Source organism: Pseudomonas sp. Leaf59, assembly GCF_920984685.1.
Classification (GTDB): Bacteria; Pseudomonadota; Gammaproteobacteria; order Pseudomonadales; family Pseudomonadaceae; genus Aquipseudomonas.
This window is the reverse complement of record NZ_CAKLBR010000006.1, coordinates 78,799-90,488: the sequence shown is the minus strand read 5'-3', so window position 1 is coordinate 90,488 and position 11,690 is coordinate 78,799. Positions and strand designations below refer to the sequence as shown.

Below are 11,690 nucleotides of genomic sequence, written 5' to 3'. Positions count from 1 at the left end.
CCTACCTGAGTTCGATGCTGCCGTCGGTGCTTTGCCGGTAGACCGTGTAGGGCAGGACGAGGGTATCCAACACGCCGGAGGCCACTACATCGATGAAAATCAGCGGCACGAAATTCACCCACACACCGGTGGTGGTCGAGGGGGGAGCGTGCAGTTGACACAGGTCATAGGCGACCCCGCTGTAGACGCGGGAGATGGACTGGCAATAGGTTTTCTGCTTTTTGAGCGCCTGCACGGCGACATGGTCTTCGCGCATGACTGTGTTGACGGTGCCGCAGCCGAACAGGCTCAGTGCTGATGCCGCCAACAGAATTTTGAGTGCAGTGTTCATTCGGTGACCTCCGGTAGGTCACGCACGCTAGCATTACGGCCCTGTGCGATATAGACGGAATAAGGGCATGCAAGCGTGGGAATTTTCCGATGCCGATGCCGATGCCGATGCCGATGCGGTGCTGGGCTTGTTTGGTTGTGTACATATCCATTGCTTCGGTAACGGCTGCTTGGGGTTCCGCTCTTACAGCGGCTCACTTTTGAAAAGCGCAAAAGTAAGCAAAACGCTCTTGCCCCACCACTCGGCACCTCGCCTAGGCTCGGTGTGCCCGCACTTCGGCTTGAATCCGTGGGCCGCCGCAATGGGCCATCCCTGGCCCAGTGCAGCTAACCCGGCGTCCTGCCGGGTTACCCACGGATTCAAGCCTGCGTGCGGCCAGCGTGGTTAACGGGGCGCCTGAGATCAAGATCAAAAACAAAGCAGATCAAAAGCAAAGCAAAAGCAGTGTGATACCCATCAAACAAATGGGGACCCAAATGTGGGCATCAGGCTCGCTCGACCAGCCGCCGGCTGGCAAAACTGAACGTCAACACCACAAAAATCAACACCCCCGTCGCCACCTGCTGCCAATAAAAATTCCAGCCAATCAACAACAACCCATTGGCAATCACGTTGATAAACAGCACCCCCAGCAACGTCCCACACACATTCGCCCGGCCCTGTCGACTCAACGTCGTGCCCATAAACACCGCCCCAATCGCATTCAGCAAAAACGCATTCCCCGACAACGGCACATACGCGCTCACCGTCGCCGCGAGTAGCACCCCGGCTACCCCGCACGCCAAGGCCGTGGCCAGCGCCACCACGGTCACGATCCGTCGCACCGACAACCCCGAGTAATACGCCAGCAACGGCTGCGAGCCCTGCGCCAGCAATTCCCGCCCCAGGCGCCCTCGCGCCAGTAAAAGACCGTAAAACAACGCCAATCCCAGCACGATCAGCAACGGCGTAAGTCCCGCTACCCCCGGTTTCAATCCCTGGGTTATGTAGATCGGCTGCCCTCCGTCCGAGAGCAGTTGCTGCGCACTGGTGCCGATAAACAAGGTGCCGAGGGTGGCCAGGAACGGGCTGATGCGCAGCCCGCCAATCAGCACAGCATTCACCAGCCCCACCAGTAATGCCGCGACTAATGCGCCCGCAGTCGCCACGGCCCAGCCATGCCCGCCGTTGAGCAGCACCACACAGCTGAAACTGGCGAAGTCCAGCGCCGTTCCCACCGACAGGTCGATGCCGCCCGCCGCCACTGCGTAGGTCATGCCGATGGACACAATCGCCAGCAGCACAAAATTGTTCAGCACCAGGCTTTTGAGGTTGCCGGCGCTGAGGAACCCCGGCGCCTGCACGGCAAACGCCAGCACAATCACCACGAACACCAGCGGCAAGGTCAATGGCAACAAGGCACGCAGCTTCATGGACGGCTCCCTCGACTCAACGCGCTGGACGCGGCCACCACCAGCAGGATCAACACTCCCTGCACGCCGTTGACCCAGAAACTCGATACGTTGAGCAGTTGAAAACCATTGATCAGAAAGCCGATCAACAACGCCGCGAACAGCGTGCCGGGGATACTTGCCACCAGCCGCCGCGAAAACACCACGCCCAGAAACGCAATCGCCACCACCGACAGCAGCATGTCGCCGGACCCGGTGGTGCTGCCGCTGAAAAACGCCGCCGAACACAACGCAGCAACAGCGGCGCACAGCCCCGCCAGCAGATAACTCGACAACACATAGCGCACATTGCGCAGCCCCGCTGCCTCGGCGGCCTGCGGGTATTCGCCCACTGCATGCAAACGCAGCCCGTAGGGCGAATGCTGGATCAGCAAGGTCAGCAGCCCCGCTGTCACCAGCAGTACCCAGGCCAGCGCCGGCACCCCCAGCCAGGCGCCGCCGCTGAGCAGGTCCAGCAGCGGCGAGTCGGTGGACACCACGGTATTTTCGGTCAGCACCAGCTCGAGTCCGGCCAGCACATTCATGCTCGCCAGGGTCGCCAGCAGCGGCGGCAGGCGCAATCGCACCACCGCCAGGCCATTGACCAGGCCGACCACAACGCCGCACGCCAGGGTCAGCGACACCGTCAGCCAAAGCTCCAGCCCGGCGTTGTTGAGGCGGCTGAACACCGCCGCACACAGCCCCAGGTTGGCCGCCAATGACAGGTCCAGCCCACCGGCGAGCACATTCGAGCCGCCGCCGATGATCACGCAGGTCAGCCCGAACGCCAGCACGCCGAGGATCGCCGACTGACTGAACACATTGGCCAGATTGCCCACCGAGAGAAAATTCGGCGCGGCCACGGCAAACCCCAGCAGGATCGCCAGGAACACGCCGACCGAACCGCGTCGCAGCAGCGCCTCAAGCATGCTCGACCTCCCGCGTCCGCAACGCTGCGGCGGGCACCGCTCCGGTGGCACACGCCAGCAACCGATCGCTGTCGGCCTCGCCGGCACGAAACTCACCGGCGATTTCACCGCGATGCAGTACCAGAATGCGGTCGCTGATCCCCAACAGTTCGGGTAAATCCGATGACAGCACCAGCACCGCCGCGCCCTCCTGCACCAGGCGCCCGATCAAGCGATAGATCTCGACCTTGGCGCCCACGTCCACCCCCACGCACGGCTCGTCGAGCAGGTACACGGCCGAGCGGCGGCTCAGCCATTTGCCCAGTGCAACCTTCTGCTGGTTGCCCCCACTGAGCTGGCTGACCGCCGCGTGAGGCCCCGGCGCCTTGATCGCCAGCTCATCGATCAGCCGCGCCGTTTCCGCCTGCTCCCTGGCGCGGCTCAACAGGCCCCAGCGACTGAACCTGCCCAGCCCGGCCAGCGTCAGGTTTTCCAGCACCGACAATACCGGCGCAATGCCCTGGCTGCGCCGCTCTTCCGGCACCAGCGCGATCCCGGCGGCAATCGCCTGGCCCGGTGAACGCAGGCGCAGCAGGCGACCTTGCAGATGAATACTGCCGCTGTCGGCCTGCTCGATGCCAAACAGCGTCTTGAACAATTCCTTGGCCCCGGACCCTACCAACCCGGTGAGGCCGACGATTTCTCCGCGCCGCACCTGCAGGTCGATGTGACGATAACGCCGCGCCAGGCTCAGCGACTTCACCTGCAGCAACGGCTCGCCCACTGCCACACGGGTTTTGGGGTACATCTCCTGCACCTCCCGATTGACCATCAGCCGCGCGATCTCGGCACTCGAGGTATGCCGAGGCTCGACCACCGCTACATCGCGCCCATTGCGCAGCACCGTGACCTCATCGCACAGGCTGTCGATTTCCTGCAGGTAATGGGAGATGTACAGAATCGACAGCCCCTGATCGCGTAAACGCCTGACGATGTGCAACAGTTGGTCGACCTCGCGCTTGACCAGCGCCACGCTGGGCTCGTCGAACACCAGAATCTTCGGCTGGCGAATCAGCGCACGGGTGATCTGCAACACCTGGCGCTCGGCGCTGTTCAGCTCGCTCACCAAGGCGCCAGCCGGCAATTGCAGGTCGAAATAGTCCGCCAGCAAACGCTGCGCCTCTCGTTGCTGGCGGCGCCGATCCACAAACGGCCCACGGCGCAGCTCATGCCCGAAAAACAGCGCCTCGCCCACAGTGAAACTGGCCGGCAAGAGCCGCTCCTGATGGATGAACTGCACGCCCAGCGCGTCCACCTGACGCGGCGACAGCCTGTCGTACGACTGCCCGTCGATGCTCACCTGCCCTGCGTCGGCGGTGTGGATACCGGCCAGGATCTTGATCAGGGTCGACTTGCCCGCGCCGTTCTCGCCTACCAGCCCGTGGACCGTACCGCGCTCGACCTTGAGGCTCGCGCCATCCAGCGCCAGGGTGGCGCCAAAGCGTTTGTGCATATGCTGCAGGTGTAGGGCCGGCATCAGTCACCTCGCAATTGTTGGACCTGTGGCAGGTTTGCGGCGGTGGTCAGCAGCGTCGCCACATGGGTCTCCCTGGGCAAGTCACGCTGCCCGGCGAGGTAGCGCGCCACGTTCTGCACGGCGGTCTTGCCGATCAGCGCCGGCTGCTGCGCCACCACCGCGCCCACTGGCGAATGGTCCTGGCCGAGCAGCGCCAGCACTTCCGGCGTCCCATCGACGCCGTAGGTCTTGATCTCGGTGCGCCCGGCGTCGATCAATGCCTTGCTGGCGCCCAACTGCGGAATATCCCACGCCGACCAGATCGCCGAGAGGCTGCCCTTGGGGTATTTGTTGAGCAGCGCAGACACTTGGGAATAGGCGTCCTGCACGGTGTTGGGAATCACATCGCGCAACTCGGGCTGGATGATTTCCAGCTGTGGATAATCCTTGAGTGCCAGCTTCAACTGGTCATAACGAATCGCGCACACCGGCACGCCGTAGAAGCCGTTGAACAGCAGAATTTTGCCCTTGCCGCCGGCGTCCTTGATCAACTGATCGGCCAGGGCTTTGCCGGTGGCGACGTTATCGGAGGTGGTGTTGTTGAGGCTGTACTGCGACGGCGCATCAATGGTGAACAGCGGGATGCCGGCCTTGCTGATGCGCTTGAGCCAGGGGTCGATCACGCTGAGGGTGCCCAGGGTCTGGATCACCGCATCGGGCTTCTGGGTGACCACGGTTTGCAGCTGGGTCACCAGGTTCCTGTCATTGCGCCCGGCGTCCAGGGTGATCGGCGTACCGCCCAGGCGCTTGATCTCATCGACCTGTGCCTGGAATGCCTTGATATCGAAATAATGACTGGTGCCGGTCATGCTCACGGCGATGCGCTTGCCGGCAAGCGACGGCACCTCATCATCGGCGTGAGCCGTGCACACCTGGCCCAGCAACAGCGCAGCGCCAAGGCAGATCAAACGGGAAAGCGAGGAAAGGCTGGTGGGCATACAGGGCTCCGCTGAGGCGACCGGTGAATGGGTTCACCGATTGGCATTGCAGAGTGTGTGCCAGGATTTTTATCTATTTAAATCAATGAAATAAAGGAAAAAAGCAAACGCGGACTGTTCTTGCGCAACAACAACTGCCCCATTGCTGTTGCCCAGGCAACATATACATGGATCCATCTGACATGAATCATTCCAGTCAAGGAGCCTGCGACAAATCTTCGACTTGGTGCTGCCGCGCAGCAAACCGCAGCCTCTGTGGCGAGCGGGCTTGCCCCGCGTTGGGGTGCGAAGCGCCCCCAATCAAGCAAAACGCGGTGTACCTGATACGGCTCAGCGCCTGGCTTTGGGGCTGCTGCGCAGCCCAACGCAGGACAAGCCTGCTCGCCACAGGGAATCTGCGCTTAACTGAACGGCATTAGGGCAAGCCCGTTCGCCACAGGAATGTGCTTGCCTGGAACTTCAGGCTTTAAATTACACGTTGTCTTTGTGCTTAATAAAAAGGGGCCTCGCTCCCGATAGCGGCGGGCAGTCAACTCAGGTACCGACTGACACATCCTCATCGGGAGCAAGCCACCTCTCACCCTGGATCTCATGCGACCGTGCGAGTGGGTAAGCGCTGATCAATCAGTTGATGCAAGGCACTTTCCGCCGGCCAGTTGCGCATGAACCGCGCGCGGTCCCTGGCAAACGCCGGCGCAAAGCTGGCATCGGAGGTGTGTTGGCACATCGCATCCAGGTCGATCAGCGACCACCGATCCCCGGTCCAGAACAGGTTGTGGCCCTTGAAATCCCCATGGCTGATGCGCTCGCGGATCAGTTCGGCAAACAGTTGGTCCAGCGCCTGCAACTCGGCTTCGGGGGCGTCGCCCTTTTCCACGTAAGGCGCAAAGCGCTCGATGATGTCCGGGCCTGGCAGGTACTCCGTCACAAGATACGCTCGGCTGCGCAGCCAGAAAAAACGTTTTTCCAATACCGCCAGCGGCTTGGGCGTGGCGATGCCGAGGAATGCCAGGCGGTTGCCCTCGCGCCAGGAATGCCAGGCGCGGCTCGGGCGCCAGAAGCGCTTGAGCCAATGGGCGAAGCCCTTGATGTTGTAGCGCTTGATCACCAGCGGCCGGCCGGCCACTTCGACCCTGGCCACGCTGGCCGCGCCGCCGGTCTTGTACAGGTGGCCCCCGTCCAGCAGTGCATCGGCCTGCTCCAACACGGGCAACATTGCCGCTTCTTCTTCGCGACGAATCGCGCGCAAGCCAAAGGCGCCGCGTTGCACGCTGAACAGCGTGCACTCGCGGCCCACTTTGCCGAGGAAGTCCTTCAGGCGCCAGGCGCTGACCTTGCGCACCTGTTTTTCCAGCGCCTGCAGCGGCAATGCGTGCTCGCCGTTGCTCAGCAGGTAATACACCAGCAATTCTTCGGTAAACGGCTCGAGGTTCTTCGGCAGTTGGGCAAAAAACACCCCGAGGTTCTCCAGCACGCGGTTGCGCGACAGCGGCTTGCCCGCCTCTTCAACCCGCACACCGGCACCGTCGATCAGGTACAGCGTGTCACCCTGGCGCAGCAGATTGTCCAGGTGCAGGTCTTGCTGCCACACGCCTTTGGCGTGCATCTGCGCAATCGCGCCCAGGGCTTGGGCCAGCACCGCCGTCTGCTCGTCGGCCAACGGCGGCAAGCCTTCGACCGCGCGCCAGGCGTCGGCCAGGCTTTGGGCGCCCTCGATAAATTCGAACAACAGCCAGCCGCCCTCGCCGTCCTGCAAGCCATCGGCGAGCAGCAGCGGCGTGGTCAGCCCTTGCTCGGCCAGCAGGCGCACACCGCTCAACTCACGCTGAAAGTGCCGCGCGGCTTTGCTGCCCACCAGCAACTTGGCCAGCACCGGGCGCCCGCGCCAGACCGCCGCGCCCACGTAGCGCTCGCCCGGCAACACGCGTAACAGGCTCAGCAGTTGCAACTGGCCGGTGCCGGCCGCATCCGCCAGTTCGATGGTCAGCGGCAGGCTCGGGCGGCGCCCGGCCTGTTTGAGTTCGGACAAACGCATCAGCGGTTCTCCTTGTGGCTGCGCCGTGCAGTGAGGCGCTGGTACCAGGTGTCGACCAGCGCGCTGTCCTGCGGCTGCTCGAGATACGCCGCCAGCAGTTGCCGCACCTGGGCCTGCGACCATTGCGGCGCGCGGCGCAACAGCGGCTCCAGATCCTTGACCCGGTCACGCCAGCCGAACAGCAACGGCCGGGTTTTCTCCAGGTCGATCAACTGCGCAGCGTAGCCGTCGCCGGTCGCCTGCAAAAAAATATGCTTGGGGTAAAAGCAGCCGTGTACCTGGCCCACGCTGTGCAGCTGACGCGCCAGCCGGCCGCAGGCCAGCAGGATCGCGTGGTGCTGGGCGTCGCTCAGTGACGACCATTGCTCCAGCAACGAATCCAGGTCGTTCCAGCCGTCCAGCGCGCGGGTCAGCAGCATCGCACGGCGTTCGCCCGCGACCTTGCGCTCACCAAAAAACGCCGCTTGCAGTGCCGGAATGCCCAGCGTTCGATAGCGGCTGATATTGCGAAACTCGCGGGCAAAGCTCGGCTCGCCCAGCGGGCTGTGCAGAGTGCGCGTCAGGTAATTGCTCTGGCGCTTGAGGTAGTAACCGTGGCCGTCGAGCTCCAGGCGAAACACGCTGCTCCAGCCGCCACGGCTGGTGTTCGGCTCATCCACCGCGTCCAATTGCTTGGCCCACAGGGCGTCGAAAGTGGCCAGGCCATTACGCTCAAGCAGAGCGCGGTCCTCGGCCGCCAGGAAGTCACTCATTCGCGTCCCTCGAAAAACTTCACCACGTGGCGAATCCGCAGTTTGTCCGACACCGTCAGGTGCGTGCGTTGGCGATATTGCATGTAAAAGCGCAGGCGTTGGGTGGCCGACAGGTGATACTTGGCCACTTTGTCCAGGCATGCCAGGTCCTTGGTGATGCGGTACTTGAGCCAGAAGCCGCGCCAGAAATCACCATTGGGGCAGTCGATCAGGTACAGCGTGGCCTGGTCGTCCACCAGCAGGTTGCGCCACTTCAAATCGTTATGGGTAAACCGGTGCTCGTGCATGGTCCGCGTGTATTCGGCGAGCTGGCGGCTGACCGCATTGACCCAGCGGGGGTCCTTGAGGCGCGCGTCCTTGTGCTCGGCCAGCGCCGACAGGTCTTCGGTCCTGGGCAGCTCACGGGTGATCATCGCCCCACGGTCGTAGGCCAGGCCGTTACGCTCCAGGCCCCAGGCAACCACGTCGGCGGTGGGAATGCCCCACTTGGCGAAACGCTTGAGGTTCTGCCACTCGGACTTCACCCGGGGCTTGCCCAGGTAGCGACGCAAGCCCTTACCGGCACCCACGTAGCGCTTGACGTAGTAATTGACCCCACCGCGCTCCACACGGATCACTTCCGACAGCGGGTCGCGGGTCAGCCGTTCGCCCTGCAAGTCGAACACCGCCTCCAGGCTGCCGAAGTCCTCCGCGAGGTTGGCGTACGCAGGTTCCAGGTTCCAACCCGCCATCAGAGCGCATCCCCGTAGCGCTGCTTGCGGGCATACAACTTGTCGGCCTTGCCCTGCAGCCACTGCAGCAGGGCGCTTTCTTCGGCCAGGATGCGGCGCAGCGGCTGCTGGAAGTAGCCCTTGAGGAAGCGCAATTTGTCGCGGCGGGTAAGGCCGATGTCCAGCGCCGAGAAGTACAGCGCGGCCAGGTCCTTGTTGCGCCAGCGATGGCTGATTCTGGCGCGGGTCTGCGCGCGGTGCAGGTCGATCACCGACAGCTTGAAATGCTCGGCGGTCACCGGCGTGTCGGTGTGCAGCAGGAAGTGGCAGATGTAGCAATCGCGATGGTTGACGCCGCCGCGATGCATCATGCCGGTCATGCGCGCCACTTCCGCGATCAGTGCGCGCTTCAAACGCGGCTCGGGCGGCTGCCTGACCCAGTCGATGCTGAAATCTTCAAGGCTGATGGTGGGCGCCAGTTCCTCGGTGATGATGAACGAGTGCTGGTCGGCCGGGTTGCTGCCACGCTCGCCGTAGGCGACGGCAGTCATGGTTGGCACGCCGACTTCCTGCAGGCGCTGGATCGCCAGCCACTCCTGGCCCGCGCCGAGCACCGGCAGCTTGACGGTGACAAGGTTCTTGACGATCTCGCCCCAGCCGATGCCCCGGTGAATCTTCACGAAATAACCACGCCCCGCGACCTCGGTGCGCAGCGTGCGACGAGCTTCGAGTTCGCGGTACACCTCGCCCTCCAGACGCTCCACTTCGGCGAACGCATCGCGCCCGGCCCAGAGGGTCTTGAACGGTTCGGCAAGCATCAACTTCATGGTTTTGGCTCCGCCAGAATCACATCCGCCGCGTGCTGCGGCATGCTGTAGAGGTCGGCCGTCTCGGCGTAGGCCAGCCCATTGCGGCCCCAGGCCGCGCGCTGTGCAGAGTCGGTCAACATGCGAGCCAGGTACGCGTTGAGCTGGGTTTGTTCAAACGGCTCATCGAGCACCAGGCCGCTGTCGGCCTCGGCAATGTAATGGGCGTAGCCACACACCGCCGACACCAGCACCGGCAGACCGGCCACCAGTGCCTCGAGCAATACGGTACCGGTGTTTTCGTTGTACGCCGGGTGGATCAACAGGTCGGCGCCCAGCAGGAAACGCGGGATATCGCTGCGCCCCTTGAGAAACTGCACATTGTCGCCCAGGCCCAGGGTAGCGCTCTGCAATTGGAATACTTTGGGGTCGTCCTGGCCGATTACAAACAGGCGCGTGCGTTTTTTCAGTTCGGCGGGCAATGCGGCCACAGCCTTGAGGCTGCGGTCGACACCCTTGGTCTTGAAGCCCGAACCAATCTGCACCAGCAGCAGGTCGTCATCGCCGAGGTTGAATTCCCGGCGAAACCCCTCGCGAATCTCGGCCGCGTTCGGCGGTGCCCGGCGGTCCTGGGCAATGCCCGGCGGCAGCAGGTGGAAACGCTCAAGCGGGGTGTCGTAGTGTTTGATGAACAGCGGCTGCTGAACTTCGGAGATCATCAGCACTTCGGTCCTGGCGTCCCTGGCGAACACGGCGCGCTCATAGTCGGCAAAGTGCTTGTAGCGCCCGAAATAGCGGTACAGCGAATGACGCAGGTTTTGCGCCTTGTCTTCAAAGCAGCCGTCAGCGGCGTAGTACACGTCCAGGCCGGGCATCTTGTTGAAGCCGATCAAGCGGTCCACCGGACGTTTGGCCAGGTCGGCTTCCATCCAGGCGCTGAGCTTTTCATTGCGCCGATGGTTGAGGAACGCCTTGACCGGCGCCACCAGCACTTCGAAGCCCGGCGGGATATCGCCCTCCCAGATCAGCGTGTAGACCCGAATCCGATGGCCGCGCTGCTGGCACTCCAGGGCGATGCGCATGAAGTCGCGCTGCAGGCCACCGAAGGGGAAATATTTGTACAGAACAAATGCCAGTTGCATCAGTGCAGCTCCTCAGCCAGTAACAACGTGCTCAGTCGGCTTGCCACACGCTCAGGGTTCAGGCGCGTGAAGCACAGGGGCGACTCCCGCTGGAGGTCGAACCGACGCAGGTCGTCGGCCGTCGGTTGATAGGTACAGTGTTTTTGCAGGCAGGGCGCGCACGGCCAGTCGCTGGCCAGGTGAATCTGGCCCTTGCCGTAGGCACCGGTCAGGCCCGGGTTGGTGGGCCCGAACAGGGAAATGGTCGGCACATCCAGCGCGGCGGCGAGGTGACCGAGGCCGGTGTCGACCGCCACGCACGCGCGGGCGCCGGCCAATACGCGGGCGACGCCGGCCAGGTTGAGTTTGGGCAGCACCTGGGCGTTGCTCAAGCCTTGGGCCAGGCGTTCGGCGCGGGCCTTTTCGTCGGCATTGCCCCACGGCAGCTTAACGTCGACGCCGAGGCGACCCATGCGCTCGGCCAGCTCGCGCCAATAGGCTTCGGGCCAGTGCTTGGTGTCCCAGGTGGTGCCGTGCAGCAGCAGCACAAAGGGCTTTTCCGGCGGCAGGCCGAGCAGTTTTTCCACACTCAGGCCGTAATCGCCCAGGCCTTTGGGCAGGTCGTAGCCCAGGGCCACGGCAAACAGCTGGCGCAGCCGCTCCACCGCATGCTGCCCACGGGCCACGGCCAGGCGCCGCGAATAGAAACGCGCCGCCATGGGTTCGCGGGCCGAGCTTTTGTCGAACCCGGCTACGGGCGCACGCACGTAGCGGGTCAGCCAGGCGCTTTTGAGCAGGCCCTGGGCGTCGATCACCAGATCGTATTTGGTCGACTGGATGCTCTGCTTGAAGCGCCGCCACTCGCCACTCTTGATGGTTTGCCAGATATTCTTGCGCCAGCGGCGAATAGCCACCGCAATCACCTTGTCGACCGCCGGGTGCCAGGTGGGAATTTCGGCAAAGCCTTCTTCCACCACCCAATCGAACCGGATGCCGGGGATGGCCCGCGCCGCATCGGTGAGTGCCGGCAACGCATGGATCACGTCGCCCAGGGATGAGGTCTTGATCACCAGTACCCGCAAC

General features: G+C 63.4%; 11 protein-coding genes. All 11 read right to left on the bottom strand.

Annotated features, from left to right (window positions below; all coding sequences use genetic code 11):
- Window position 1 precedes the first annotated feature (1 nt).
- Window positions 2-331 carry a YceK/YidQ family lipoprotein gene (locus tag LUB09_RS08775; protein ID WP_231422367.1) on the bottom strand — a complete coding sequence of 110 codons (330 nt, stop codon included), beginning with the start codon at window positions 329-331 and terminating at the stop codon, window positions 2-4.
- Between the two features lie 485 nt (window positions 332-816).
- Window positions 817-1,743, bottom strand: a complete 927-nt coding sequence (locus LUB09_RS08770; RefSeq protein ID WP_231422366.1) for an ABC transporter permease — start codon at window positions 1,741-1,743, stop codon at window positions 817-819.
- Complete coding sequence (locus tag LUB09_RS08765; RefSeq protein WP_231422365.1) at window positions 1,740-2,690, bottom strand: ABC transporter permease; 951 nt, start codon at window positions 2,688-2,690, stop codon at window positions 1,740-1,742. The genes LUB09_RS08770 and LUB09_RS08765 overlap by 4 nt, the downstream gene beginning before the upstream one ends.
- Window positions 2,683-4,206: a sugar ABC transporter ATP-binding protein gene (locus LUB09_RS08760; RefSeq protein WP_231422364.1), complete on the bottom strand. Its 1,524-nt coding sequence runs from the start codon at window positions 4,204-4,206 to the stop codon at window positions 2,683-2,685. The genes LUB09_RS08765 and LUB09_RS08760 overlap by 8 nt, the downstream gene beginning before the upstream one ends.
- Window positions 4,206-5,183 carry a sugar ABC transporter substrate-binding protein gene (locus LUB09_RS08755; protein WP_231422363.1) on the bottom strand — a complete coding sequence of 326 codons (978 nt, stop codon included), beginning with the start codon at window positions 5,181-5,183 and terminating at the stop codon, window positions 4,206-4,208. The genes LUB09_RS08760 and LUB09_RS08755 overlap by 1 nt, the downstream gene beginning before the upstream one ends.
- Window positions 5,184-5,772: 589 nt before the next feature.
- The gene (locus tag LUB09_RS08750) at window positions 5,773-7,218 is read right to left on the bottom strand and encodes a lipopolysaccharide kinase InaA family protein (RefSeq protein WP_231422362.1); all 1,446 of its coding nucleotides are present in this window, start codon (window positions 7,216-7,218) and stop codon (window positions 5,773-5,775) included.
- Complete coding sequence (locus LUB09_RS08745) at window positions 7,218-7,970, bottom strand: lipopolysaccharide kinase InaA family protein (protein ID WP_231422361.1); 753 nt, start codon at window positions 7,968-7,970, stop codon at window positions 7,218-7,220. Before LUB09_RS08745 ends, LUB09_RS08750 begins: the two co-directional genes overlap by 1 nt.
- Entirely contained in the window at window positions 7,967-8,701 is a 735-nt protein-coding gene (locus tag LUB09_RS08740; RefSeq protein WP_209987765.1) for a lipopolysaccharide kinase InaA family protein, read from the bottom strand. Before LUB09_RS08740 ends, LUB09_RS08745 begins: the two co-directional genes overlap by 4 nt.
- Complete coding sequence (gene rfaP / locus LUB09_RS08735; protein ID WP_209987762.1) at window positions 8,701-9,507, bottom strand: lipopolysaccharide core heptose(I) kinase RfaP; 807 nt, start codon at window positions 9,505-9,507, stop codon at window positions 8,701-8,703. Before rfaP ends, LUB09_RS08740 begins: the two co-directional genes overlap by 1 nt.
- Window positions 9,504-10,628 (bottom strand): glycosyltransferase family 4 protein, encoded by a 1,125-nt coding sequence (locus LUB09_RS08730; RefSeq protein ID WP_231422360.1) that lies wholly within the window; start codon window positions 10,626-10,628, stop codon window positions 9,504-9,506. The genes rfaP and LUB09_RS08730 overlap by 4 nt, the downstream gene beginning before the upstream one ends.
- Window positions 10,628-11,689, bottom strand: a complete 1,062-nt coding sequence (waaC, locus tag LUB09_RS08725; protein ID WP_209987756.1) for a lipopolysaccharide heptosyltransferase I — start codon at window positions 11,687-11,689, stop codon at window positions 10,628-10,630. Before waaC ends, LUB09_RS08730 begins: the two co-directional genes overlap by 1 nt.
- Window position 11,690: the final 1 nt, after the last annotated feature.